This window comes from Pseudomonas sp. NPDC089569, assembly GCF_050280625.1.
In the GTDB taxonomy this organism is placed as follows: Bacteria; Pseudomonadota; Gammaproteobacteria; order Pseudomonadales; family Pseudomonadaceae; genus Aquipseudomonas.
The window spans coordinates 1-26,711 of the sequence record NZ_JBNNVQ010000058.1; the positions used below are offsets into that span (position 1 = coordinate 1).

The following is a 26,711-nucleotide window of genomic DNA, read 5'->3' on the forward strand; positions in this document are numbered from 1 at the left end:
CGCCGGCAAGCCTGGCTCCTACGTTTTTTTGGGGGGAGCCACAAATTAGCGGCGTGTCGTAAGTCTGTGGGAGCTGGCTTACCAGCGATGGCGACCTCACGTCATGCAACGCCAATGCAAACGCCTTCGCCGGCAAGCCTGGCTCCTACGGTTTTTTTGGGGGGCCACCAATTGGCGGTGTGTCGCGAGTCTGTGGGAGCGAGCCTGCTCGCGATGGCGGCCTCATGTCATACAGCGTCAATGAATACACCTTCGCTCCATGGACGATCATTTGCCCTATCCTTGATGTTTTCCTCCCGCAACTGGTCGCTTTTGATCAATCCGCCCGTCTTCCCGCCCCCTAGATTAGCTCCCAGAACGAAGCCGTACCGTGCGGCGCCTGTCACCGAGGAGCGTGTCCCGATGAACACTCAACACACTTTCAAAGCACACAGTTCGATCGACGGCTGGGACCATCAGGACCCGGAAGAAGCCTTCACCCTGCCCTCGCGCTATTTCTATGACGAGACCCTGTTCAAGGCCGAGCGCGACAACATTTTCATGCACGCCTGGCATGTGGCCGGGCACGTCAGCGAGTTCGCCGAGCCGGGGCAATATGTGGTGACCGATCTGTTCGACCAGAGTGTGGTGGTCGCAATGAATCGTCAGGGGCAAATCCATGCGTACCACAACGTTTGCCAGCATCGCGGCAATCGCCTGCTCGAAGCGCGGCGCGGCAACACCGGCGGGGTGATGCGTTGCGCCTATCACTCCTGGTGCTACGAAATGGACGGCACCCTGCGCAGTGCGCCGCGTTGCGAGAAGATGAAAAACTTCGAGTTGCAGCAGTTCAATATTCCGCAGATTCGCACCGAGGAAATGGGCGGGTTCATTTACTTCAACCTCGACCCGAAAGCGCCGTCGCTGCGTGACTTGTTCCCCGGCGCCGACGAAGAAATCCGCCGGGTATTTCCTGACCTGGCCAACATGCGCCTGATCGAGGAACAGGACGTGATCGTGCCCGCCAACTGGAAGGTGATCATGGACAACTCCATCGAGGGCTATCACTTCAAGCTGTCTGGCCCCTGCCATATCGACCTGGCCAAACTCATCGACTTCAAGGGCTACCGGTTGACCAAACGCGACAACTGGTGGACCTACATCGCCCCGGCCAATCTGTCGGTGACCGAAGCCTACGGCATACCGCTGCGCAAGGACCTGAACCCGGACGAGTGCTTCTTCAACATCGGCATGTGGCCGAACAACACCTTCTACACCTTCCCGTTCTCGGAGTTTTTGGGCTCGTTCATCATGATTCCGCTGGACGCCGAGCGCTCGCTGCTGCGCTTCGGTTACTACTCCAGCAACCCGCAGACCGCCGCCGTGAGCACGGCGTGCATGAAGTGGATGAACGAAGACCTGGGCCCGGAAGACATTGCCCTGAACATCTCGGTGCAAAAAGGCCTGCGCTCGCTGGGCTACGACCAGGGCCGCTACATGATCGACGCCCAGCGCAGCAATGAAAGCGAACACCTGGTGCATCACTTCCACCGGTTGGTGTTCAACGGGATTCATGGCGGTTCCGCGATCTGAGCTAGCCCCAATCCCCTGTAGGAGCGAGCATGCTCGCGATGGTCGTGAACGATTCCACGTTTGTCCTGGAATAACGCGTCGTTCTCAGGTTTTTCGCGAGCATGCTCGCTCCTACAGGGGGGATGGTGTCATGACCTTTTTCTGAGGGAGCACCCCGAACCATGGCCGACCATGAGTTTGATTACCTGATTGTGGGCGCAGGGTCCGCAGGCTGTGTGCTGGCCAACCGCTTGGGCGAAGATCCGGCGGTACGGATTCTGCTGCTCGAAGCGGGACCTGCGGACAAGAGCTGGACCATCGACATGCCGTCTGCCGTGGGGCTGGTGGTGGGCGGCACACGTTACAACTGGAGCTACAGTTCCGAGCCCGAACCCTTTTTGGACGGACGCCGCATCGGCACGCCGCGCGGCCGGACCCTGGGCGGTTCGTCTTCGATCAATGGCATGGTCTACATCCGCGGCCATGCCCGGGATTACGACGCCTGGGCCGAACAAGGCTGCGAGGGCTGGAGCTATCAAGAGGTGCTGCCGTACTTCAAGCGCGCGCAGCAGCATGCCGACGGCGCGGATGACTATCGCGGGGCGACGGGGCATTTGCACGTCACCCCAGGCGACACGCAAACGCCGTTGTGTGCCGCGTTTCTGGCGGCCGGTGCCGAGGCCGGGTATGGCCTGAGCGATGATCTGAACGGCTATCGCCAGGAAGCTTTCGGGCCAGTGGACCGCACCACTCGCACCGGACGGCGCTGGAGCACCTCGCGGGGTTATCTGAGCCAGGCGCTGGCCCGCGGCAATGTGCGGGTGGCCACCGATGCATTGGCGTTGCGCATTCTGTTCGAGGGCCAACGGGCCATCGGCATCGAGTACGAACAAAGCGGCGAAGTCCATCAGGCGTTTGCCAGCCGCGAAGTGCTGCTGACCGCCGGGGCGATCAATTCACCGCAGTTGCTGTTGTTGTCGGGTGTCGGGCCGGCAGCGGAACTGCGCGATCTGGGCATCGGGGTCAAGCATGACCTGCCCGGCGTCGGCCGGCGGCTCAACGACCACCCGGACACCGTCGTTCAATACCTGTGCAAGAAACCGGTGTCGCTGTACCCCTGGACCACCGCACCGGGCAAATGGTGGATCGGCGCACGCTGGTTCGCCACCCATGACGGGCTGGCGGCGAGCAACCATTTCGAGGCCGGTGCGTTCATTCGCTCCCGCGCGGGCGTCGAGCACCCCGACCTGCAACTGACCTTCATGCCGCTGGCGGTCAAACCCGGCAGCGTCAACCTGGTGCCCGGTCACGCCTTCCAGATTCATATCGACCTGATGCGCCCTACCAGCCTGGGCAGCGTCACCCTCAACAGCGCCGACCCCAGGCAACCGCCGCGCATCCTGTTCAATTACCTGAAAACCGAGCAGGATCGTGCCGACATGCGCGCCGGCGCGCGACTGGTGCGCGAGATCATCGCGCAACCGGCCATGGCCGCGTTCCGGGGTGAGGAACTGGTGCCCGGCCCGCAGGCGCAAAGTGACGAAGCGCTGGATGCCTGGGCCCGGCAAGTGACGGAAACCGGCTACCATGCCAGTGGTACCTGCAAGATGGGGCCGCCGGGCGATGCCGAAGCGGTGGTCGATGCGCAACTGCGCGTGCATGGCCTTGAAGGTTTGCGCGTGGTGGACGCCTCGATCATGCCGATCATCGTCAGTGGCAACACCAACGCACCGACGGTGATGATCGCGGAAAAGGCCAGTGACATGATTGGCGGCAAGTCCCCCTTGCCCGGCGCCGATGTCCCGGTATGGATCCATCCGCAATGGCAGACTCAGCAACGATAGAGGGCAGACATGAGCGATCAGGTATCCGACAGCAAGACGCAATCGCGCTTCACCTGGCGACGCGGCGATGTCGCGCCGTTGCGCGTCGCGGTGTTGCTGTTACCGTCGTTTTCCAACTTCGGCCTGGCCGCCGTGCTCGAACCCCTGGCCATCGCCAACTGGCTGACCCAGCGGCAACTGTTCGAATGGTCACTGCTGTCGCTGGACGGCAGCCCCGTGCAGGCCAGCAACGGACTGACCACCGTGGCCGACGACGGTTTGAAGACCGATCAGGGGTTTGATGCGTGCCTGGTGATCGCCAGTTTCGATGTGCACAAACACAGCCGCAACGTCGCGCTCAAGAGCTGGCTGCGCAAGCAGGCGCTGTTCGGTGCCGTGTTGATGGGCGTGGAAACCGGCACCGAACTGCTGGCCGCTGCCGGCGTGCTCGACGGTTATGAAGCGGCGGTGCATTGGGACAACCTGCAGGGTTTCCAGGAAAGCTATCCGCGCGTCCACGCCCGTCCGCAGCTGTACACGCTGGAGCGACAACGCCTGACGTGCGCGGGTGCGACGACGACGCTGGATATGCTGCTCGGCTGGATCGGCCAGAGTGTGGACAGCGAACTGGCGCGGGAAATCGGCATGCATCTGTTGATGGGCAAGGTACGGGCGCCTGCGGACAACCAGCTGGACGGTGGTCCGGGCCACAGCGGCCTGTACGGCAGCAAGATCCGCCGGGCCGTGCAACTGATGGAAAAGGCGCTGGAAGAACCGCTGGACTGCGAAGCGATTGCCGATGAAGTCGGCTTGTCACGACGGCAGCTGGAGCGCCAGTTCAAGCATCAGACCGGCCTGTCGCCCCTCAAGTACTACCTCACTCTGCGCCTGGCCAGGGCACACAATCTGTTGCAGCAGACGCAACTGAGCGTGGCCCAGGTCGCGGCCAGTTCGGGATTCGGATCGCTGGAGCATTTCTCCCGCACCTATCGCGCGCGTTTCGGCTGCCCGCCCAGCGAAGACCGCAGCCAGGTATGGACCGCACCGGTGATGCGCCAGCCGCTGGCCAGGAAGCGCTGACCTCTTTACCTGTAGGAGCGAGCAAGCTCGCGATGAACCCAAGAACACCGCGGGCATCCAGTCAGCCAACGTTATCGTTGACGTCCATCGCGAGCATGCTCGCTCCTACAGGTAACCTGTGACCGGGGCAATGGTTACAGCCGATAGCCCGGTTCCTCTTCGTCCAGAATCCCCAGCAAGGCGTTGAAATGCTTGTCGGCAAAGCCCGGATAGTCGAGCCATTGCCGGCACGTCTTGCGGGCGATTGCATCGCTGGCGATGCGCAACTCGCGGCCGGTTGAAAGCGCGGTGATGTAGGTCTCGCAGGCCCGTTCGAAGTAATACAGATCATCGAATGCCTGGGCGATGCTCGGCGCGGCCACCAGCACCCCGTGATTGCCCATCAACAGGATCGGCTTGTCCCCCAGCAAGCGGCTGACCCGCTCGGCCTCATCCCCCAGCCCCATGCCGTCGAAGCCCTCATCGATGACCACGCGCTCGAAAAAGCGCATGCAGTTCTGCTCGATCGGCGGCAAACGCGAATCCGCCAGGCAAGCCAGCGCCGTGGCGTATCGGGAGTGGGTATGCAGGATGCAACGGGCGTGGGGCTGGTTGCGGTGCAAGGCACTGTGCAGAGCCCAGGCGGTGATGTCCGGCGCGCCGGGACGATCGAGGCTGGCGGGTTCATCGGCATTGACCAGCAGCAGGTCACTGGCCCTGATGCGCGAGAAGTGCTTGCCGTACGGATTGATTAGAAACTCCCGGCCGTCCCCTGATACCGCCACGCTGAAATGATTGGCGATGGATTCGTGCAGGTTCAACCGCGCGGCCCAACGGAACGCGCAGGCCAGATGAACCCTCAGTTGCTCGACAGATTGACTCATCCCGTGCTCCAAAGACGTTGATCGGATGCCTGGCAGTGTAGAGAGACGCCCTGTGGGCACTTGATGGCAAACGACATCGGCTGCCGTTTTTGCGCGCTTTCGCAATCGTGGGAAAACGGCGTGGATATGCCGCGTTTGATCAAGAGCGGCAATAGCCACCCAGCCATAGTGACGGCCACGACCCACTTGGCTGGAGACGCCCATGCTGCAGATTCGTTTGTTCATCGCAGGTTACTGGCAAGCGCCACAGGCGCAGCAGTATCGCGATGTGATCAACCCCGCCACCGAAGAAGTCTTGGCGCAGGTGGCCGTTGCCGATGCGGCGGATGCGCAACGGGCGATCAGTGCCGCACGCCGGGCATTCGATGACGGTCCCTGGGCAAGCATGCCGGTCACCGAGCGTGCGCAACTGATGCAGAAAATCGCCGGACTGATCGAGCGCGACGCCGAACACCTGGCCCGCCTGGAAACCCTCAACGCCGGCAAGACCCTGGGCGAAAGCCTGGGCGACATCGGCAACGTGGTGGCCACGTTCCGCTATTACGCCGCCCTGCTGGAAAGCGACAGCGCCAGCGTCAACAGCCATGCACCGGCCCATGTCATCAGCTTCAACCAGCGTGAACCGGTGGGCGTGTGCGCCTTGATCGCCCCCTGGAACTACCCGCTGCTGCAAGCGGTGTGGAAAATCGCCCCGGCCCTGGCCGCCGGCAACACGGTGGTGTTCAAGCCCAGCAGCCTGACGCCGATGACGGCCCATCGCTTGACGGCCTTACTGGAACAGGCCGGTTTGCCCCAAGGGGTGTTCAACCTGCTGTGCGGGCCGGGTGAAGTCGGTGAATTGCTCGCCGCCAGCGATGAAGTGGACCTGGTGTCGCTGACCGGTGGCGCCGGGGCCGGCGGCAAGGTGATGCGCGCCGCCAGCGGCAACTTCAAGCGAGTGGCACTGGAGCTGGGCGGCAAGAATCCGAACATTGTGTTCGCCGATGCCGATTTCGACGTGGCGCTGGATCAGGCGTTGAACGCGGTGTTTTTCAATGCCGGGCAGATCTGCTCCGCCGGCTCGCGGCTGTTGGTCGAAGACGGCATTCATGACCGGTTTGTCGAGGCACTGCAACAACGCATCCGGCGCATCCGCCTGGGCAATGGCCTGGATCAGTCGACGCAAATGGGCCCGCTGATCTCCGCTGGTCAGCGCGACCAGATCCTCACGATGATTGCCGGTGCCGTGGAACAAGGCGCGACCTTGCTGGCCGGTGGAACCATCCCCGAGCAATTCGAGCGGGGGTTCTGGTTGCATCCCGCCCTTCTCGGCAACGTCACCGCCGACATGCGCATTGCCCGCGAAGAAATCTTCGGCCCGGTGATCACGGTCGAGCGCTTTTGCGGTGAAGCCCAGGCCCTGCAGCTGGCCAACGACACGCCCTATGGCCTGGCCGCCGGCGTCTGGACGCAAGACACCGGCAAGGCCTGGCGCATGGCCAGGCGACTGCGGGTCGGCACCCTGTGGATCAACGACTACAACGCCGCGTTCCCGCAGGCGCCGTGGGGCGGCTACAAGTCCAGCGGCATCGGTCGCGAACTGTCGCGGGCCGGGCTCGATGAGTTCACCGAACTCAAGCACGTCTATCTCAATACCGAACCGGCCGCGCTGAACTGGTTCGGTGTCGATCAGCCCTGACGGGGGTCGATCTGGCTCAACGCGTTAAAGCAGGTTTTTTGCCGCACCCAAAACAACAAAAAACGCCTTACCCCAAACCGCTGCCGACGTTCACCCTTGAGGAGTTGATCCATGAAAGCCTTGCCCTTGCTTGCGTCGCTCTGCATTCCCTGCCTGTGCGTCCCGTTGCTTGCCCAGGCTGGCGAGCCGGAATCCTGCGCCACGGTACGTTTCTCCGATGTCGGCTGGACGGACATCACCGTCACCACAGCCGTCGCCAGTGAAGTGCTGGAATCGCTGGGCTATAAAACCAAAACCACGATGTTGTCGATTCCGGTGACCTACCGCGCCTTGTCTTCGGGCAAGGAACTGGATGTGTTCCTCGGCAACTGGATGCCCACCACCGAAAACGACATCAAGCCCTACCGCGACGCCGGCACCGTGGAAACCGTGCGCGCCAATTTGCACGGTGCCAAATACACCCTGGCGGTACCCGATTACGTGTACGACGCCGGGTTGCATGATTTCGCCGACATTGCCCGCTTCAAGGACAAGCTCAACGGCCAGCTCTACGGCATCGAACCGGGCAACGATGGCAATCGGCTGATCCAGAGCATGATCGACAAGGACGCCTTTGGCCTGAAGGATTTCAAGATTGTCGAATCCAGCGAAGCGGCGATGCTCTCGCAACTCAAGCGCGCCACGCGCAAGAACGAATGGATGGTATTCCTGGGCTGGGAACCGCACCCGATGAACACCCGCAACAAGATGAAGTACCTGAGCGGCGGCGACGACTACTTCGGCCCCAACTTTGGCCAGGCCACGGTGTACACCAACGTGCGCAAGGACTACCTCAGCGAATGCAGCAATGTCGGCAAGCTCCTGCAAAACATGGAGTTCAGCCTGGCCATGGAAAACCAGTTGATGGACGCGGTCCTGAACCAGAACCAGAAACCCAGGGCGGCGGCCAAGGCCTGGCTCAAAGCGCATCCCGAGGTGCTGCAGGCGTGGTTGGTTGGGGTCAGTAGCCGCGATGGCAAGGATGGTGTGACTGTGGCTGGTGCAAAGTTAGCGAGCCAATAACCATTTAAATAATGTGGGAGCGAGCCTGCTCGCGATAGCGGCCGTCCAGTCACCAACGATGTTGCCTGGTGCACCGCCATCGCGAGCAGGCTCGCTCCCACAGGTTATGCACCCACGCAGAGATCGTGAACACCCCCAATCTGTGGGAGCTGGCTTGCCAGCGATGGCGTCGGGTCAGCAAGCCTTTGTGTTGGATGTGCCATCTTCGCGAGCGTGCTCGCTCCTACAGGTTATGCACCGCACGCAGAAGTCGTGAACGCCCCGAATCTGTGGGAGCTGGCTTGCCAGCGATGGTGTCGGGTCAGCAAGCCTTTGTGTTGGATGTGCCATCTTCGCGAGCGTGCTCGCTCCTACAGGTTTTGCACCGGACGCAGAAGTCGTGAACGCCCCCAATCTGTGGGAGCTGGCTTGCCAGCGATGGCGTCGGGTCAGCAAGCCTTTGTGTTGGATGTGCCATCTTCGCGAGCGTGCTCGCTCCTACAGGAATGCTTCTGCGCGCCACCCGACCATCGGCTGTAAAAATAAATTGTCAAAATATATTACCTGCGTCATATTACACGCGTAATAAACAGCCGCTTTCACAGGTAACCGTCCATGACCAGCATGCCTACCGTTGAACCCGACCTTGCCGCGCCGGTGAAGGCGACCAGGCCTCCCCTGCTCAAGCGCCTGCTGTTACCGACACTGGGTGCAGCAGCGCTGGTGCTGGCGGGTGTTTACGCCGCGCACTGGTGGACGACCGGTCGTTACATCGAGGAAACCGACGACGCCTACATCGGCGGCGACGTGACGGTGATCGGTTCGAAAGTCGCCGGTTACATTGACGAAGTGCTCGTCACCGACAACCAGAAGGTCAAGGCCGGCGATGTGCTGATTCGTCTCGACTCTCGGGATTACCGCGCCAACCTGGCCAAGGCCGAAGGCGCGGTGGCGGCGCAAGAGGCCCTGCTGGCCAACCTCGACGCCACCGAACAACTGCAACAGGCCGTGATCGGCCAGGCCCGCGCCGGTATCGATGCCGCCGGTGCCGAAACCGCTCGCTCCCGTGATGACGATGCGCGCTACAAGAAGCTGGTCAGCACCAACGCCGTCTCGGTTGAAAGCGCCCAACGCGCCAACGCCACCTTCAAGACGGCTTCAGCCTTGAGCGCCCGCGCCCAGGCTGAACTGCTGGCCGCGCAGCGTCAGCTGAACGTCATCGCCACACAGAAACAACAGGCTCGCGCCGCCCTGATCCAGGCCCGCGCCGAACGTGATCTGGCGCAACTGAACGTCGGCTATACCGAATTGCGCGCGCCGGTGGATGGTGTGATCGGCAACCGTCGCGCCCGGGTCGGCGCATATGCCCAGGCGGGTTCGCAATTGCTGTCGGTGGTGCCGTCCAGCGGACTGTGGGTCGACGCCAACTTCAAGGAAGACCAATTGGCCCGCATGTCGCCAGGCCAACGGGTGATCATTCGCGCCGATGTGCTGTCGGGGCAGGAATTCCACGGACATCTGGACAGCCTGGCGCCAGCCAGCGGTTCGCAATTCAGCGTACTGCCACCGGAAAACGCCACCGGCAACTTCACCAAAATCGTCCAGCGGGTACCGGTGCGTATCCACCTCGATCCGGCCGACAGCGTGCTCGGTCACCTGCGTCCCGGCCTGTCGGTGACCGCTGAAGTGGACACGCGCAAGGAGCCTGAAGCGCCCACCGTGGCCAGCGCGCCGTGAGCCGGGCCAGCGCCGCACCGGCGCAACCGTTCGATGCCGCCAGCATGGCCACGGCCACCAAGGTCTTCGCTTTCGCCAGCATGTGTATCGGCATGTTCATCGCCCTGCTGGATATCCAGATCGTTTCGGCGTCGTTGCGCGACATCGGTGGCGGGCTGTCCGCCGGCACCGACGAAACGGCCTGGGTGCAAACCAGCTACCTGATTGCCGAAATCATTGTGATCCCGCTGTCCGGCTGGTTGTCGCGGGTGTTTTCCACACGCTGGTTGTTCTGCGCGTCCGCCGTGGGTTTCACCCTGACCAGCCTGCTGTGCGGCGTGGCCTGGAACATCCAGAGCATGATCGCCTTCCGCGCCCTGCAAGGCTTTCTCGGCGGCTCGATGATCCCGATGGTGTTCACCACGGCGTTCGTTTTCTTCGGCGGCAAGCAACGGGTGATCGCCGCCGCTACCATTGGCGCGGTGGCCTCCCTGGCGCCGACCCTGGGGCCGGTCATCGGCGGCTGGATTACTGATATTTCGTCCTGGCACTGGCTGTTCTACATCAACCTGGTGCCGGGGATTTTCGTCGCAGTGGTAGTGCCGATGCTGGTCAGGATCGACCAGCCGGAACTGTCGCTGCTCAAGGGCGCGGACTACTTGAGCATGGTGTTTCTGGCGCTGTTCCTCGGTTGCCTGGAATACACCCTCGAAGAAGGCCCGCGCTGGAACTGGTTCAGTGACCGCACCATCCTGACCACCGCGTGGATCAGTGGTCTGGCGGGGCTGGCGTTCATCAGCCGCACCCTGTACGTGGCCAACCCTATCGTCGATCTGCGCGCCTTGAAGGATCGCAACTTCGCCCTGGGCTGTTTCTTCTCGTTCGTCACCGGTATCGGCCTGTTCGCCACCATTTACCTGACGCCGCTGTTTCTGGGCCGGGTGCGCGGCTACGGCGCGCTGGACATTGGTCTGGCGGTTTTCTCCACCGGGGTGTTCCAACTCATGGCAATTCCCCTGTATGCCTTTCTGGCCAACCGCATCGACCTGCGCTGGATCATGATGACCGGCCTTGGTCTGTTCGCTCTGTCGATGTGGGATTTCAGTCCGATCACCCACGACTGGGGTGCCCGGGAATTGATGTTGCCCCAGGCGTTTCGCGGCATAGCCCAGCAATTGGCGGTGCCGCCGGCGGTGACGCTGACCCTTGGCGGACTGGCGCCGGCACGGCTCAAACACGCGTCGGGGTTGTTCAACTTGATGAGAAACCTGGGGGGCGCCATCGGTATCGCCGCGTGCGCGACCATTCTCAATGACCGCACCAACCTGCACTTCACGCGGTTGGCCGAGCACCTCAACAGCACCAACGAGGCGCTCAATCAATGGCTGTCCCAGGTCGGCAACAACTTCGCCGCACTGGGTCAGAGCGGCGACGTCGGCGTGACCGCCAGCCTGCATCAGCTTTGGCTGCTGACCTACCGTGAAGCGCAGACGCAAACCTACGGCGATGCGTTTCTGATGATCGGGGTGTGCTTCGTCATCGCCACGGCGATGGTGCCCTTGATGCGCAAGGTACAACCACCGGCCGCGCCAAGCGCCGACGCCCATTGAGGCGTCGGCATCTGCCGGCAATCAGGCCTGAGGCGTCTTGCGAAAGCCTACCGCCAGACGGTTCCAGCTATTGATGGTGCTGATGGCGACGGTCAGGTCGACCATTTCCTTGGGGCTGAACTGCGCGGCGACCACTTCGTAATCTTCGTCCGGAGCGTGAGTCAGGCTGAGCTGAGTCAGGGATTCGGTCCACAGCAGCGCGGCACGTTCACGCTCGGTGAAAAACGGCGCCTCGCGCCAGGCCGTCACGGCAAACAGGCGACGCGGGGTTTCACCGCCCTTGATCGCGTCGCTGGTGTGCATGTCGATGCAGAAGGCACAGCCGTTGATCTGCGAGGCCCGCAGCTTGACCAGTTCGAGCAGGTTCTTCTCCAGTCCCAGTTTGGAAACGGCCGTTTCCAGGGCAATCATGGCTTTGAGGGCGTCAGGGCTTGCGGTGTAGAAATCGATACGTGGTTGCATGGCATGTTCCAGAGCGATTGGGTGTGCCGCTACGTTAGTCCTGCCGGCGGATTACACAAATATCCAATATTCGGGAAGTCGAGTAGGCCACTGACGGGCTAGCGCAAAGAAAGTGCGAAATGAGAATTGCCATCACCGGGCCAGCGCCACTAGAATGCGATCAATTCTTAATTGCACTCACGCAGGATGCCCCGAGTCGAGTATCTGCCCGTCATGTCATCTGCCGATCAACCGCTGAACCAGCAAATCCATACCCTTTATCACGAACATCACGGCTGGCTGCAGGGTTGGTTGCAGCGCAAACTGGGCAATCAATGCGATGCGGCCGACCTGGCCCACGATACGTTCCTGCGCCTGTTGACGCGCCGGGTGGCCAAGCCGCTTGGCAGTGAACCGCGGGCCCTGCTGACGCACATTGCCAAGGGCCTGATGATTGATCGCTGGCGGCGACAGGACATCGAGCGCGCCTACCTGGAAACCATCGCGCATTTGCCGGCGGCTGAAGTGCCCTCGCCGGAAACTCGCCTGCTGATCCTCGAAACCCTGTGGCGCATCGAAGCGCTGCTGCGCGAACTGCCGGCAGCCACCCGCGATACGTTCATGCTGTCGCAGATCGAAGGCCTGACCTACGCCCAGATCGCCATCCGCCTGAAGGTCTCGCTGATCACCGTCAAGCGCCATATGCGCGCAGCGTTCATTGCCTGCCTGAGTGTCGCGTGATGAGTTCGTCGATGATCAATCCGCAAATTCTCGGCGAAGCCGCCGACTGGCTGGTTCAGTTGCATTCCGGCACGGCCACCACCGCCGATCATCTGGCCATCGCCCAATGGCGCGGTCGTAGCCTGGAACATGACCAGGCCTGGCAGCGGGCCGAAATGCTGCTGGGGGATATGCGCAGTGTCCCGGCCAACCTCGCCATGCAAACCCTGCAACGGGCTTCTCGCAAGGAAGGCCTGAGCCGCCGGCAGACCCTCACCCGTCTGGGCTTGCTGATCATGGCCGGCCCCTTGGGCATGGCCGCGCAACATCTGCCGTGGGAGCAATGGAGCGCCGATCAGCGCACCGCCGTGGGCGAACAGAAGCACCTGCAATTGCCCGACGGCAGCCAGCTGCTGCTCAACACCGACAGCGCGGTGAACATCGCCTTCAACCCGAGCGAGCGGCGTGTCCTGTTGCTCGATGGCGAACTGCTTGTCAGTACCGCGACAGACCCCGCCGCACGCCCCTTTATCGTCGAAACGCCCCAGGGAACGGCACGCTCGTTGGGCACACGGTTTTGTGTGCGTACCGAAGGCTCCGCAAGCCGGATTTCAGTGCTCGAAGGACAGGTGACGGTCACGCCGCAGCTAATGCAGCAGAGTACGACCCTCACGGCCGGCGAGCGCCAGCGCTTCAAGCTGAACCGGTTCGACGCCGTGGAGCGCTTCGACATGGCAGCCATGTCCTGGGACAAGGGCATGCTGTTGGCCGACAACATGCGCCTGGACGAATTGCTCGGCGAACTCGGTCGCTACCGGCCAGGTGTACTGCGCTGCCACCCGGATGTCGCGGCTCTACGGGTGACCGGGGCGTTTTCCGTGCGAGATACCGACGCCAGCCTGCGTCTGCTCAGCGATACCTTGCCGCTGAACATCAGCCGATTGACCCGGTATTGGTTGACGGTTGAACCAAGGGTTTGAGGCAGCGTTTGAATGAATCGGCGAAATCGACTGCCGCCATCGCGAGCAGGCTCGCTCCCACATTGAATTTGCGTTGGGCACAAATTGTGGGAGCGAGCCTGCTCGCGATGGCGGCGTTCCGACGATCCGCGCCGCGGTGTTACGCCCGCCTGAGCAACCACTGCAAAAACCCCTTCTTCTGCACCAGCACCGGTTCTTCCTGGGTCAGCACCTTGGCTTTGTGCAGGCGGAAATCCAGCAGGGTGGTCATTGCCTCGTTGATGTCGTGACGGGCGGCCAGGCAGGGTTTGAGGTATTCCTTTTCGATGCGGTAAAGCGCACACGACGTCTTCGCAGCAAACTCGGCGGGCACCGAGCTGTCGTTCAGGATTCCCGCCTCGCCGATCACCTCGCCCGGTCCCATGCGCCCGGACTCGAACGGTATCCCGTGGCGATTGAGCGTGACCGTGACCACCCCGGACTCAATGATGAACAAGTGATGGCTGACCTCCCCTGCCGCCAGGATCGTCTCTCCGCTGCGGAAGGTTTGCAGGGTCATGTTCTGGCTGAAGGTGTCTTTTTCTTCCTGGCGCAGGGTCGAGAATATCGGCGAGCTGTCGAGCAATGCCCGTGGCCGTGAATGTTCACTGGAGGGGTTGGGTTCCACACTCGACAGCAAGGTGATTCCGGACGCCTGCAAATGCCGGTACGCCAGGTCGTACAGTTGGATGCGCACCGAGCGTTTCTCGCTCATCGAGGCGACAAACCCGATGATTTCGTACTCCACGCCGGCCGGGCTGGAGTTTTTCAGCGCCACTTTGGGCGCCGGCGCATTCATCAGAACACGGCATCCCTGCATCGCCCGTTCAAGGGCATCGATCACCGTTTGCGGACGGACATGGGGGCTGACCTGCAAGCTGATCGAAACGCCGAACATATCGCTGGGCCGGCTGAAGTTGGTGATCTTGGCCTTGGCCGCCAGGGAGTTGGGAATCACGATCATGCTGCCCTGGGCCGTCTGCAACCGGGTGGCCCGCCAATCGATATCGATGACCTGGCCCTCGGTGCCGTCGATGGCGATCCAGTCATCGAGCTGATAGGGCTTGGTCGTGTTCAGGACGATCCCGGAAAACACGTCGCTGAGGGTACTCTGCAAGGCCAGGCCGACAACGATGGCCAGCGCACCGGAGGTGGCCAGCACGCCCTTGACCGGCAGATCGAGCACATAGGCCATGGCGGCGATGATTGCGATCAGGAAAATCAGCGCGCCGAGCAAGTCTTGCAACAACCGTCCGGTATGACCGACCCGCTGCATCATCACCGCACAGATCAGCACCGTGAGCGTACGCGCACCGAACAGCCACCAGCCGATCTGCAGGCCAGTGGCGGCAAGGTGCAGCGGTACATTGTCGGCCCACGGCGCCGGCTCCATGGGATTCAGGCCTTCGTTGAACAACAGGATGCTGAACAGCGAGAAGATCACCACCCGTACCACGATTTGCCAGTTGCCGTGGTTGGCAACGATCAGGCGCCACAACACCAGATCGACCAGGATCAGGACCAGAGCACAGATAAGCGGGTGTTCGGCGAGCAACGACGGCATCAAGCAGCTCCAGCGCGGGACGATAGGCAAAAGATCGCACACATTGGGCGCAATTTCACTGAGCCCATACAGCCTCCTGATCGGTCCCATGCTCTTGTTGGGACGCGGAGCGTCCCGGGCTGCATTCCCACGCGGAGCGTGGGAACGATCAGCCAAACCCTGTAGGAGCGAGCAAGCTCGCGATGGACGCAAGGACACCGCGGGGCATCAGGGCTCCAGCGTCATCGTTGACGTCCATCGCGAGCTTGCTCGCTCCTACAGGGGCATCCGCCCGAAACGCCCGGAGTGGAAGTCGGCAAAGGCCTGGTGGATTTCCTGCTCGGTGTTCATCACAAACGGGCCGTGACCGACAATCGGCTCATCGATCGGCTCGCCGCTGAGCAGCAGCACCACGGCATCGGTGCCGGCCTCCAGGCTCAGCCGGTCGCCCTTGCGCTCGAACAGAACCAACTGCCCTTCGCGCGCTGATTCCAGGCCATTGACCCGAACCGTACCGCGCAGCACCACCAGTGCGGTGTTGTGCCCCTCATGCAGGTCGAGATCGAGCGTCTTGCCGGCATTCAGCCGAAGATCCCAGACATCGATAGGCGTGAAGGTTCGCGCCGGACCGCGTTGACCGGCGAATTCGCCTGCGATCAATCGCAAGCTGCCGGCATTTTCCGCCAGGGCAATATTCGGGATATCCCGATCCAGGAGGGTCTGGTAACCGGCGTCGGCCATTTTGTCCCTGGCCGGCAGGTTGACCCACAACTGGACCATTTCCAGGTTGCCGCCACTCTTGGCGAAGGCCTCGGAATGAAACTCTTCATGGATGATGCCGGAAGCGGCGGTCATCCATTGCACATCACCCGGTCCGATGATGCCCCCGGCGCCGGTGGAGTCGCGGTGCTCCACTTCGCCTTCGTAAACGATGGTCACGGTTTCGAAACCGCGGTGCGGATGCTCACCCACGCCGCGCCGCGCGGTGGTCGGGGTGAATTGGGCCGGGCCTGCATGGTCGAGCAACAGAAACGGGCTGATGTGTTTGCCCAGACCGTCGTAGGAAAACAGCGTACGAACCGGAAAACCGTCGCCAACCCAGTGGCCCCGCGGACTGGTGTAGATACCGATGATGTTTTTCATGGTGTCTCCTGAAGAAGTGGTCAAACCATGAATTAATCATAAAACCCGACACTTTCTTGCGCTAGACGGCAAAAAACAGCCTCAGTGTTCTATCAGCGGAACAATATCTACATCTTGAACCCGCCGAACCGTGGGCAGGAGTTGTCCACGAACACTGCGACACGGATCTGTAGGAGCGAGGCTTGCCCGCGAAGGCGTCATATCGGGCAGCAGGCCTCTGCACTGGAACTGAATTTCAGCCTTGCCCAAGATGATGATCCAGACGTGTCATGACCTGATGCAACTGATCGACCGCGGCGTCGATCAATTGGGCATCACCCTCACCACATGCACGCTCCAATTGTTCGCAGCACTCGACCAGCTTCATCGCCCGAACCATCTGCGCCCCACCCTTGATGCGGTGCGCCAGTTCGCGCAAGCCGTGTTGATTGCCGCTGGCGTGTTCTTCCTGCAAGCGTTGGCGATCATTGCGGTTGGACACGGCCAGATCGTGCAAGAGCTGGGTGATCAGTTCACTGTCCGCGCCGGTGTACTGGCGTAAGCCGCTCAAATCGATTTCAGTGACGCCAGGCAGTTGGGCTGCACTGGTCGACTCACTGGAAAATGTGTCGGCCAGCCAGGTGCTCAAGTCGATCAACCGAATGGGCTTGAACAGGCAATCGTCCATGCCTGCTTCGATGCAACGAACTTTTTCCTCGGGCTGGGCATTGGCGGTGAACCCCAGAATGAGGGTCCGTTGCCCCACTTCAAAACGCTCTTCGTCACGGATCGCCCTCGCCAGCTCATAGCCGCTGACCAGCGGCATGTTGCAGTCGGTGACGACCAGGTCGAAGACGTGCTCGCGCCATTGCCCCAAGCCCTGTCGGCCATCCTCCGCGACCTGTACCTGATGCCCCAGGTAACTCAACTGCCGTGAGAGCAGCAAGCGATTGGCCGGATAGTCATCAACCACCAGAATCCTCAGCGGACGGGTCCTGGGCAATGATTCGCCTTGTGGCATCTCGACGGCGGGCAGCGCCGGCAACGCCAGCGGACGCAGGCTGATTTGCACCCGTGTACCGCGCCCCAGCACACTGTCGAGTTGCAAGCGCCCGCCCATCATTTCGCAGAGCGCGCGGCTGATCACCAGCCCGAGCCCGGAGCCCTGCCTTCCTGATTGCCGACTGTTCCCCGCCTGCACGAACGGGCTGAACAAGCGTTGCTGGTCAAAGGCGCTGATACCCCTGCCGCTGTCTTCGATCAGCACACTCACGGCAAGGCGATCCGGTGGTGCGGGCACCACCTGCAATTTCAGGCTGACCTCGCCGGCCTGGGTGAACTTGATGGCATTGCTCAACAGATTGGACAGCACCTGTTTGAACCGCGTGGGGTCGATCAACACATCGCGGTCGCCATGCTCGTCGAGTTCGACCCGCCATTGCAGGTTCTTCTGTCGCGCCAGCCCTTCGAAAACCCGACACACCGACGCCACCAACGCCTGCAGATTGGCGCGTTCGGGCACCAGCGACAGATGCCCGGACTCGATGCGGGCGATGTCCAGGATGTCACCGATCAAGGCCAGCAACTGTTGCCCGGCATTCGAGGCCACCTCGATGGCCGCCCGGTCGGTAACGCCCTCGTCCGCCCGTTTCAGCGCCAGTTCCAGCATGCCGATCAAGGCGTTCATCGGCGTGCGGATCTCGTGGCTCATGGTGGCCAGGAACGTGGTCTTGGCCCGGTTGGCATCGTCGGCGGCGTCCTTGGCATCCTGCAGTTGCCTGAGCCACTGCTGGCGCTGGCGTATCTGCCGCCGCTGCCAGGCAATCCAGCCCAGGGCAAGCAGCAGCAAGGCACCGGCCACGGCGAACGCCTGGAAAATCTGTTGGCGATGACGCAACCAATAGCTTTGTTCCAGCATCAGGTCGTTGCGCCAATGCTGGGTCATTTCGTCGATCTCTTCGGGAGCGATACTGAGCAAGGCCTTGTCCAGGATCGAGTGCAGCTCGGGAGTGTCCCGACCGGTAGCCAGTGTGCTGCGAGCGGGATCGACACCCACCGTGCTGGTCACTTGCAGGCGATCGCGATACAAACGGGAAATCATGTAGCGGGCGCCGATCAATGAATTGATTGCACCGTCAGTCTTGCCTTGGGCGACCATGTCCATCGCATCCGCCGTCAACGGCGCATCGACCAGGCGGATCTGCGGAAAATGCTGGCGGATGAACTCGCCGGCACTGTTGCCCTGGGTAATCGCCAGCGTTTTGCCGGCCATGTCATCCAGGGTCATCGGGCTGCCGGGTTCTGCGCGAGTCACCAGGACATTGGGGCTGGTGAGAAACGGACGGGTGAACTGCAATTGAGCCTCGCGTTCGATGCTGGGGCTGATCCCCGCTACCAGGTCGACTTGCCCCGTCCTGATCCATTCATACATTTGCGCAATGGAACGGGTCGCCTGCACGTCGAACTTCAAGCCAGTGCGCAGGCTGATTTTCGCCAGGACATCGGCACCGATACCGCGAAACCGGCCGTCACTGTCGAAGAAGGAGATCGGCATCAGGTTGTCATTGACCGCTACGCGCAAACGAGGGTGTTGCTTGAGCCACTGCTGCTCGGCCACGCTAAATTGCAGTGGCTCGGTACCGGCAATGGATGCGCCGCTGGCACCCCAGCGGCGCAGGATGTTCATCTGCTCATTGGTGGTGATCACAAGGAGCGCCTGGTTGACGATGCGCAGCAACTGGCGATTGTCGCGGGTCATGGCAAAGGCGAAGCGACCGGACTCCATGGCGGAAAAATCGGCCAGCCGGACGTTGTTCAGGTAATTCTTGCTGATCAGGTAATGGGCGCTGATCGCATCGCCCAGAAACACGTCCGCCTGACCAAAAGCCACCGCCCCCACCGCCCCCAGCGTCGAAGGAAAGAGCCGGACCTGCGCCTGCGGATAGAACTGCCGAACGCTGCGTTCGGGCAAGTAGTGATACAGCATCGCCAGGCGCATGCCGGCCAGCGTCGGCACCAGTGTCTGGGGCTGATCGTCGCGGGTCACCAGCACCGGTTGATCCACCGCGTAGGCGCCGGACATCTGCAACTGCGGATCCTGCGCTTCAAAACTGTTGGCCGTTCCCAACAGGTCGACCGCCCCTTGCTTGAGCGCCTGCACAGCTTGCTCGCGCGACTCGTAGCGCTGAACCTCGATCGGCACCCGCAGCAGCTGCGCGAGCAAACCGGCGTAATCGGCGGTCATGCCTTCCAGGGCATGACCGGTGGTGGTGATATCGAAAGGAGGATAGTCGGGGGCGGAGACGGCAAGCACCAAGCGGCCCTTGCTCTGCAGCCAGCGCGCATCGGCCTCCGACAGTCTGGCGCTGTAGCCTTCCACGTTTGAGCGCCCCAGCAAGGCCAGGGCTTGCGGTTGCGCATGGACACTCGATGCCCCGAGGAAGACGCCCAGCAACAGGAGATTTTTCAGGTTGCGCAAGCGCCGCAAGGTGTTCATTCAGATCAAATGGTTTCGCCGGGCGAGATCGCGTAGATGCACCGACGACTCGACGTTGAGCTTTTCCGTCAAACGGGTTTTGTAGGTGCTGACGGTCTTGTGGCTCAGGTGCATGACTTCGGCAATGCCCTTGTTGCTCATGCCCCGCGCCAGGTGCTGGAAAATCGTCAACTCGCGGTCCGACAAGTTGTCGATCATCTGTTTTTCGCTGCGCTGCAACGTACTCATCGACACTGAACTGGACGGCAATCGCGTGAAGTAGGTGTATCCCCCCATCACGGCATGCACGGCCTTGTGCAGATGTTGCAGATCGTTGGTTTTGGCTACATAAGCCGCAGCACCGGCGCGCATGCAGCGGTCCTGATAAAACTCCGGCTCCTGGGACGTGAAGACCACGACGCGGCAGGCCACCTCCCCGGCCTGGATTCGTGCCAGCACATCCAACCCGTCGAGCGAAGGAATATTCAGATCCAGCACGACAAGTTCCGGTTGGTGCTCGCGGATCAACGACAAGACTTCATTCCCACTGTCGGCTTCGTGGATACGCTTGAATCCCTCCTGTTTGAGTACGATTTTGACGGCGCCGCGAATCACCGGATGATCGTCCACAACCAGCGCTGACTTCATGGCAACTCCCTGGGCAAAAATACGACGGTCGAGCACTGCTGCCCTTGGGCAAGGCCCGGATCAGACGCAGTGGCTGCGCATAGACTCTTGCATGGATAAGCTCACCGGACTACCTGACAGAAATGACAGTCCCGACGAACGGCAGCTGCGTATCCCTGAGTGCAATCAAGCGCTCGATCGACGCAAGATCGGGCAACAAGGCATGACTGACTTCGACCTTCTGCTGCCCGCACGCAGGAATCACCGGCAACCCGGCCCGCTGGCCGTCGTAAATCAATACATGGCCCAGTTGCCGGTTATCGAGGCAGAAGTCCCGCAGGTCCAGCTTCCCGTGCGCCAGCGCGGCGTTGATGACCAGCAGGTCGAAGGACTCACACGCGTACTCCACCAACGTCAGCAGCTCTTCCAGGTTTTGCACCGGGGCCACTCGGTAACAACCGAACCGGTTGAAGCAACGCTCGATGGTCAGCCGGTTAAAGTGTTGCTCGTCGGCAATCAGGATACGCAATGACTGGGTCGACAACGGGGCCCCCGCGGGCAGATGAATGAGGGCGCAAGGCTACGGAAGAGCCCCAGGGCTTTCTGTAGGACTTTTCCGAAAAGCCATGCGCCACAGCAGACACCTCATTGCCAACCGAACCGCCGGATGTAGAACCCCTTCACTGCCTGGGTCAGGCCCATGTACGCCAGCAGAATCACCGGCAGGAACACGAAGTAGAGCGAAGGCAGCGCTTGCAGCTTGAAGTAGTGCGCCAGCGGCCCCATCGGCAGGAAAATGCCCACGGCCATGATCAACCCGGTCATCACCAGCAGCGGCATCGCCGCGCGGCTTTGCAGGAACGGTACCTTCGGTGTGCGAATCATGTGCACGATCAGTGTCTGGGTCAGCAGCCCGACCACGAACCAGCCGGACTGGAACAGGGTCTGGTGATCCGGGGTGTTGGCGTCGAACACGTACCACATCAAGGCAAAGGTAGTGATGTCGAAGATCGAACTGATCGGCCCGAAAAACAGCATGAACCGACCGACATCCGCCGGCTGCCAGCGCTGCGGTTTTTTCAGCATGTCGGCATCGACGTTATCGAACGGGATGGCGATCTGCGAAATGTCATACAGCAGGTTCTGCACCAGCAGGTGCATCGGCAGCATCGGCAGGAACGGAATGAACGCACTGGCCACCAGCACCGAGAACACATTGCCGAAGTTGGAACTGGCGGTCATCTTGATGTACTTGAGCATGTTGGCGAAAGTCCGCCGCCCTTCCAGCACGCCCTCCTCCAGCACCATCAGGCTCTTTTCCAGAAGGATGATGTCTGCCGCTTCCTTGGCGATGTCCACGGCGCTGTCCACCGAAATGCCGATATCGGCGGTACGCAGGGCCGGTGCATCGTTGATGCCGTCGCCCATGAAACCGACCACATGGCCGTTGCCCTTGAGCAGGCGCACGATGCGTTCCTTGTGCGACGGCGTCAGTTTGGCAAAGACGTTGGTGCGCTCGACCGCCACCGCCAGTTCGGCGTCGGTCATGCGTTCGATGTCGTTGCCCATCAGCAAGCCTTGCTGCTCCAGGCCGACTTCGCGGCAAATCTTGGCGGTCACCAGTTCGTTGTCGCCGGTCAGCACCTTGACCGACACGCCGTGCTCCGCCAGGGCCTTGAGCGCCGGTGCGGTGCTTTCCTTGGGCGGATCGAGGAACGCGACGTAGCCGATCAATGTCAGTTCCTGCTCATCGGCCAGGCTGTAGGCATCGTGCCCTTCAAGCATCGACCGCGCGGCCACGGCCACGACCCGCAACCCTTCGGCGTTGAAGGTGGCCGTCACCTGGCGGATCCGCGCCAGCAACGCGTCGCTCAGCACTTCATCCTTCTCGCCGTGACGTACCCGGGTGCACACCGCCAGCACTTCCTCCACAGCCCCCTTGCAGATCAGCAGATGCGGGTGGTCGCGCTCGGCAACCACCACCGACATGCGCCGACGCGTGAAGTCGAAAGGAATTTCATCGACCTTGCGAAACGCCGTGCCGACCTTCAGTTCGCGATGGACTTCCACATGTTCGAGCACCGCCACATCCAGCAGATTCTTCAGGCCGGTCTGGTAGTAGCTGTTGAGGTATGCCATTTCCAGCACATCGTCCGAATCGCTGCCCCAGACATCGACGTTACGCGCCAGGAAGATCTTGTCCTGAGTCAGGGTCCCGGTCTTGTCGGTGCACAGCACATCCATGGCGCCGAAGTTCTGAATGGCATCCAGGCGTTTGACGATGACTTTCTTGCGTGACAGAAACACCGCGCCCTTGGCCAGGGTCGAGGTGACGATCATCGGCAGCATTTCCGGGGTCAGGCCCACGGCGATCGACAGCGCGAACAGCAGTGCCTCGGTCCAGTCGCCCTTGGTGAAACCGTTGATGAACAACACCAGCGGCGCCATGACGAACATGAAGCGGATCAGCAGCCAGCTGACTTTGTTGACCCCGTTCTGGAACGAGGTGGGTGCACGGTCGGTCGCACCGACCCGCTGGGCCAGGGCACCGAAATAGGTGCTGTTGCCGGTGGTGAGGATCACCGCCATGGCCGTACCGGACACCACGTTGGTGCCCATGAACAGGATATTGTCCAGGTCCAGCGGGTTGAGGGTGCCGCGGTCCTGCTGGCGGGGGAATTTTTCTACCGGCATCGATTCGCCGGTCATCGCCGCCTGGCTGACGAACAGGTCCTTGGCACTGAGCACCCGGCAGTCGGCGGGGATCATGTCACCGGCCGACAGCACAATCAGGTCCCCCGGCACCAGTTGCTTGATTGGCAATTCAAGGCGCTGGGCACTTTGGCTGTCCTGATCGCGACGCAATACCGTGGCGGTGTTGCTCACCATGGCCTTGAGGGCGTCGGCCGCCTGGTTGGATTTGCTTTCCTGCCAGAAGCGCAACAGGGTCGAAAGCACCACCATGGAAAAGATCACGATGGCGGCTTTCATGTCCTCGGTCAGCCAGGAGATGACCGCCAGCAAGGTCAGCAGCAGGTTGAACGGGTTTTTGTAGCAGTGCCACAGGTGGACCCACCAAGGAAGCGGCTGCTCATGCTCGACTTCGTTGAGGCCGAACTGTTCGCGCAAGGCTTCGGCTTCTACCTCGCTCAAGCCATCGGTGTGGCTGCCCAGCAAGTCCAGCAACGAGCCGGTATCGCTGCCGGCGGCACTGACCAGGGTTTGCGCAAGGGTCGGCGGCACTTCACGGCTGACCGTGGTGTCGGTGAAGGTTTCCAGCAGTGCCAGGCGACGGAAGTGCCGGGCAATGTGGCGGGTGCGCAGAAATCCGGCGAAGAATTCCTTGAGCAGGCTCAGGTTCATGGCAGTTCCCCCAGGGTCAGCCGGGAAACCGTCGAGCAGGCGTGTCGGTGCGCCGCGATGACGACACAGGGTCGAACATCACGCACGGTTCAGCGTCGATGAGTAGGACGTCGGGACACGGACCGATGATGGCCGTGATCGGGATGCCGCTGCTCGCTTTTACGGCGAGACAACGGCACGAAAGGGAGCGCGTTATCTGGCCGAGAATGTGCCGGTTATCGAAACCGGCCGACTACTGTCACTCGAACAAGTACCCACTGTGGGTCTCCGCTATTGATTGAAAACGCGCGAAGCTTACGCCCCGGTATTTGCAGAGTAAACCTGTTACAGGATCTTGCAGGGGGAATTGCGGGGTTCTTCAGGGAGGGTTCAGCTTTATGGATTTGCGCTGCCGTTAATGGCTCAATCGCGAGCAGGCTCGCTCCCACAGGATTACTGTCAGGCGCTGGCGGCCATTGCATGTCGCCGATGATGAACCTTCAACTGATCCTTGATCACCCGCAGTACTTTGGCCTCGTGCTCCTGGATGAAAAAGTGCCCGCCAGCGAGCATATCCAGGGAGAAACTCCCGCGTGTTTCCTTGCTCCAGCCAATCAGTTGTTCGGTCGTGGCGCGGTCGGCCTTGCCGCCGAGTACGTGCACCGGACATTTGAGCAAGGGTCGCTGCTGCGGCTCGAATCGCCCGCATAACTGAAAGTCGGCGCGCAGGATCGGCAGAGTCAGACTCATCAGCTCTTCATTGGCCAACACTTCCTCGCTGGTGCCATTGAGCGTGCGCAACTGCTCGATCAGCTCGGCATCGGTTTTGGGCTGGGCCAAGCCCCGGTCGTAATCGAAACGCATCGTCGGCGCTGCGGTGCCCGAGGCGAACAGGGCCGCCGGCTCCGGGCAACCGAGCGAGCGAAAGGCATGGGCCATTTCACAGGCCAGCAATGCACCGAGGCTATGCCCGAACAACGCATACGGCGCCTTGAGCATCGGCATTTGCTCCTGCGCCAGTTGCATTGCCAGACGCCGCATGTCGGTCTGCAACGGCTCGCCGAACCGGGCACCGCGCCCCGGCAGCTCCACCGGATGCACTTTGAGCCACTGCGGCAGCTTGTTCCGCCAGCGGTTGTAAACCATGGCACTCGCGCCCGAATAGGGCAGGCACAGCAATGTCAGTGGCGTCACCCGGCTTTCCTCGCAGATTATCTATTGAGGAGAACGGATGAGCGCTTCAGAAATTTATTCCATGACATCCCCCTGTAGGAGCGAGCATGCTCGCGATGGAGGTCAACGATAACGCTGGTGGTCTGACACCCCGCGGCATTCTTTCGTCCATCGCGAGCATGCTCGCTCCTACAGTGCCCTTGCTTGCGACGTCTACGAAGCTGATCTAGATTTTCCCGGTACACCACCCAATGTCTGATGTTCACTAGCAAGTCTGGTCCGCAGTAATGTCCGGTAGCGAAGACAAACAGGAGTCTAGCTATGGAAGAATTACTGATACTGGTCAATCCCAAGGACCGTCCCACCGGCTATGCCCCCAAAATGCAGGTCCATCGCCAGGGCCTTCTGCACCGGGCCTTCTCCGTGTTCATCTTCGATCGCAGCGGTCGGCTGCTGCTGCAATAGCGCGCCCCGGGCAAATACCATTGCGCCGGGTTGTGGACGAACACTTGCTGCGGTCATCCCCGTCAGGGCGAGCGAACAGCCACTGCGGCGCTGCGCAGGCTCGGCGAAGAAATGGGCATGAGCTGCAAACTGCATAAGGTCTCGACGCTGCTGTACCGCGAGCCTGTCTCGAATCAATTGATCGAGCACGAGTTCGATCATGTCTTTGCCGGCATCTGCGATAGCGACCCGCTCGCGAACCCCGAAGAGGCTCAGGGCTGGCAATGGCTGGAGTTGTCGAGAGTCGCAGAAATGGTCGAGGCAGCTCCGCAGGCATTTACCCCGTGGTTCCACAAAATCCTCGAACAATTCGGCGTCAATGGCCTGCGGCAATGGTATGAGTTCGCCCTTGGCTCTATACCGCCTGAGGCGACAGCGTCGCGCTGGCAGGTACCGCCACTGTACTGCCCCGCTCCATTGCGGATCGATGAGGCGCTGGGGTCCGAGGTTGATGAACGTCTCATGCACTGGGTGGAATAGACCGGCATTTTCGCTGGCCAACAGCACAAGATTCGCGCCTCGGCATTCGGCCGGTTCGCCATGTTGTGCCATACCGATACCGATGATCCGGATCGTCTGCTGTTGTCGGCGCAATGCATCGCCGCGCTGTTCGCCGTGGATGATTACTACTGCGATGATGAAAGCACCGGATCCGTCCCGGCGCTGGTCGGGCCACGACTATCGATCGCACTGGCCGCACTGGAACCTGCGCACCTGGTCGAACCTTATTGTGTCGACCTGGAAGCGGCGCTGGACCATGACCCGGTACTGGTCGGCCTGCGTGCATACATGGCACGTGTCGCCGATTTCGCCACGCCCGCCCAGGTCGCCAGGGTCAGGCATGAAATCATCGCGATGTTCGTCACCATGGGCGCCGAAGCCGCATGGCGCATCAACGGAGTCCAGCCCGCCCTCTGGGAATATCTGGCCCAGCGCCAGACCAACAGCTTTTTACCCTGCATGTCGTTGATCGACATCATCGGCGGCTATGAACTGCCGGCCAACGTTTACTGCGCGCCTGACGTGCGACGCGCCACGACTCTGGCCGCCAGCGCCACCATTATCGCCAACGATCTGTATTCGGCCCCCAAGGAGAGCCTGGCCCAGGTGGGCGACTTCAATCTGCCCCTGTTATTGATGAGCGAGCAGGGTTGCTCGATCGAGCAAGCCATGAAACTGAGCGCCTCGATTCATGACGATGTGGTGCGCCTGTATGAAACCACCGAACAGGCACTGCTGCGTGACGCCACACCGTTGCTGCGACGCTACCTGACCGGGGTCAGAAGCTGGATGGCCGGCAGCCTGGAGTGGCATCGCTATAGCGGCCGCTATCAGGTCCCGGAGACAGCGCGCACCGCTGGGGGGTGAAGAACATTTCATGGTTTGACATGAACTCCGGGGGGC

Annotated in this window: 20 protein-coding genes and 1 pseudogene; 12 read left to right on the forward strand and 9 right to left on the reverse strand. The window is 61.5% G+C overall.

Features of this window, described 5'->3' with window-relative positions:
* Window positions 1-402: 402 nt before the first annotated feature.
* The 3 genes from ACQKP2_RS20505 to ACQKP2_RS20515 all read left to right on the forward strand — a co-directional run bounded on the left by ACQKP2_RS20505 (window position 403) and on the right by ACQKP2_RS20515 (window position 4,454).
* Complete coding sequence (locus tag ACQKP2_RS20505) at window positions 403-1,572, forward strand: aromatic ring-hydroxylating oxygenase subunit alpha (protein WP_427578994.1); 1,170 nt, start codon at window positions 403-405, stop codon at window positions 1,570-1,572.
* Between the two features lie 161 nt (window positions 1,573-1,733).
* Window positions 1,734-3,395, forward strand: coding sequence for a choline dehydrogenase (locus tag ACQKP2_RS20510; protein WP_427578996.1), 1,662 nt, complete (start codon window positions 1,734-1,736; stop codon window positions 3,393-3,395).
* Window positions 3,396-3,404: 9 nt separating this feature from the next.
* Window positions 3,405-4,454: a GlxA family transcriptional regulator gene (locus tag ACQKP2_RS20515; RefSeq protein WP_427578998.1), complete on the forward strand. Its 1,050-nt coding sequence runs from the start codon at window positions 3,405-3,407 to the stop codon at window positions 4,452-4,454.
* A gap of 134 nt (window positions 4,455-4,588) precedes the next feature.
* On the opposite strand, the gene ACQKP2_RS20520 is transcribed toward ACQKP2_RS20515, so the two are convergent.
* Window positions 4,589-5,317 carry a class II aldolase and adducin N-terminal domain-containing protein gene (locus tag ACQKP2_RS20520; RefSeq protein ID WP_427579000.1) on the reverse strand — a complete coding sequence of 243 codons (729 nt, stop codon included), beginning with the start codon at window positions 5,315-5,317 and terminating at the stop codon, window positions 4,589-4,591.
* A gap of 202 nt (window positions 5,318-5,519) precedes the next feature.
* Between ACQKP2_RS20520 and ACQKP2_RS20525 the strand changes: the two genes are divergently transcribed.
* The 4 genes from ACQKP2_RS20525 to ACQKP2_RS20540 all read left to right on the forward strand — a co-directional run bounded on the left by ACQKP2_RS20525 (window position 5,520) and on the right by ACQKP2_RS20540 (window position 11,362).
* On the forward strand, window positions 5,520-6,995 hold the full coding sequence (locus ACQKP2_RS20525; RefSeq protein ID WP_427579002.1) for an aldehyde dehydrogenase family protein: 1,476 nt from the start codon (window positions 5,520-5,522) through the stop codon (window positions 6,993-6,995).
* Window positions 6,996-7,106: 111 nt separating this feature from the next.
* Window positions 7,107-8,057 (forward strand): choline ABC transporter substrate-binding protein, encoded by a 951-nt coding sequence (locus ACQKP2_RS20530; RefSeq protein ID WP_427579004.1) that lies wholly within the window; start codon window positions 7,107-7,109, stop codon window positions 8,055-8,057.
* A gap of 594 nt (window positions 8,058-8,651) precedes the next feature.
* On the forward strand, window positions 8,652-9,773 hold the full coding sequence (locus tag ACQKP2_RS20535) for an HlyD family secretion protein (RefSeq protein ID WP_427579006.1): 1,122 nt from the start codon (window positions 8,652-8,654) through the stop codon (window positions 9,771-9,773).
* A complete protein-coding gene (locus ACQKP2_RS20540) occupies window positions 9,770-11,362 on the forward strand; it encodes a DHA2 family efflux MFS transporter permease subunit (protein WP_427579008.1) in 1,593 nt (530 codons plus the stop codon). The genes ACQKP2_RS20535 and ACQKP2_RS20540 overlap by 4 nt, the downstream gene beginning before the upstream one ends.
* A 21-nt stretch (window positions 11,363-11,383) precedes the next feature.
* Here ACQKP2_RS20540 and ACQKP2_RS20545 read toward each other — a convergent pair whose 3' ends face one another.
* Window positions 11,384-11,824, reverse strand: coding sequence for a carboxymuconolactone decarboxylase family protein (locus ACQKP2_RS20545; RefSeq protein ID WP_427579010.1), 441 nt, complete (start codon window positions 11,822-11,824; stop codon window positions 11,384-11,386).
* A 213-nt stretch (window positions 11,825-12,037) separates the two neighbouring features.
* Between ACQKP2_RS20545 and ACQKP2_RS20550 the strand changes: the two genes are divergently transcribed.
* Window positions 12,038-12,544, forward strand: coding sequence for a sigma-70 family RNA polymerase sigma factor (locus tag ACQKP2_RS20550; protein ID WP_427579012.1), 507 nt, complete (start codon window positions 12,038-12,040; stop codon window positions 12,542-12,544).
* Window positions 12,544-13,503: a FecR domain-containing protein gene (locus ACQKP2_RS20555; RefSeq protein ID WP_427579014.1), complete on the forward strand. Its 960-nt coding sequence runs from the start codon at window positions 12,544-12,546 to the stop codon at window positions 13,501-13,503. The genes ACQKP2_RS20550 and ACQKP2_RS20555 overlap by 1 nt, the downstream gene beginning before the upstream one ends.
* A 139-nt stretch (window positions 13,504-13,642) precedes the next feature.
* Here ACQKP2_RS20555 and ACQKP2_RS20560 read toward each other — a convergent pair whose 3' ends face one another.
* From ACQKP2_RS20560 to ACQKP2_RS20590, 7 genes are all read right to left on the reverse strand, one after another.
* Window positions 13,643-15,085, reverse strand: coding sequence for a mechanosensitive ion channel domain-containing protein (locus ACQKP2_RS20560; RefSeq protein WP_427579015.1), 1,443 nt, complete (start codon window positions 15,083-15,085; stop codon window positions 13,643-13,645).
* A 255-nt stretch (window positions 15,086-15,340) separates the two neighbouring features.
* Window positions 15,341-16,207: a pirin family protein gene (locus ACQKP2_RS20565; RefSeq protein ID WP_427579017.1), complete on the reverse strand. Its 867-nt coding sequence runs from the start codon at window positions 16,205-16,207 to the stop codon at window positions 15,341-15,343.
* Window positions 16,208-16,442: 235 nt separating this feature from the next.
* Window positions 16,443-19,682 carry a transporter substrate-binding domain-containing protein gene (locus ACQKP2_RS20570; RefSeq protein WP_427579018.1) on the reverse strand — a complete coding sequence of 1,080 codons (3,240 nt, stop codon included), beginning with the start codon at window positions 19,680-19,682 and terminating at the stop codon, window positions 16,443-16,445.
* Window positions 19,683-20,309: a response regulator gene (locus tag ACQKP2_RS20575; protein ID WP_427579020.1), complete on the reverse strand. Its 627-nt coding sequence runs from the start codon at window positions 20,307-20,309 to the stop codon at window positions 19,683-19,685. It lies immediately after the preceding gene.
* Window positions 20,310-20,418: 109 nt separating this feature from the next.
* Complete coding sequence (locus ACQKP2_RS20580; protein WP_427579021.1) at window positions 20,419-20,832, reverse strand: response regulator; 414 nt, start codon at window positions 20,830-20,832, stop codon at window positions 20,419-20,421.
* Between the two features lie 101 nt (window positions 20,833-20,933).
* Window positions 20,934-23,651 (reverse strand): magnesium-translocating P-type ATPase, encoded by a 2,718-nt coding sequence (gene mgtA / locus ACQKP2_RS20585; protein ID WP_427579023.1) that lies wholly within the window; start codon window positions 23,649-23,651, stop codon window positions 20,934-20,936.
* Between the two features lie 438 nt (window positions 23,652-24,089).
* A complete protein-coding gene (locus tag ACQKP2_RS20590; RefSeq protein ID WP_427579025.1) occupies window positions 24,090-24,824 on the reverse strand; it encodes a thioesterase II family protein in 735 nt (244 codons plus the stop codon).
* Between the two features lie 300 nt (window positions 24,825-25,124).
* On the opposite strand from ACQKP2_RS20590, the gene ACQKP2_RS20595 reads away from it, so the two are divergent.
* From ACQKP2_RS20595 to ACQKP2_RS20605, 3 genes and pseudogenes are all read left to right on the forward strand, one after another.
* Window positions 25,125-25,268, forward strand: a complete 144-nt coding sequence (locus ACQKP2_RS20595; protein WP_427579027.1) for a hypothetical protein — start codon at window positions 25,125-25,127, stop codon at window positions 25,266-25,268.
* A 24-nt stretch (window positions 25,269-25,292) separates the two neighbouring features.
* Window positions 25,293-25,787, forward strand: a pseudogene (locus ACQKP2_RS20600) (isopentenyl-diphosphate Delta-isomerase); the annotation flags it as partial.
* A gap of 60 nt (window positions 25,788-25,847) precedes the next feature.
* Window positions 25,848-26,675 (forward strand): terpene synthase family protein, encoded by an 828-nt coding sequence (locus tag ACQKP2_RS20605; RefSeq protein WP_427579028.1) that lies wholly within the window; start codon window positions 25,848-25,850, stop codon window positions 26,673-26,675.
* Window positions 26,676-26,711: the final 36 nt, after the last annotated feature.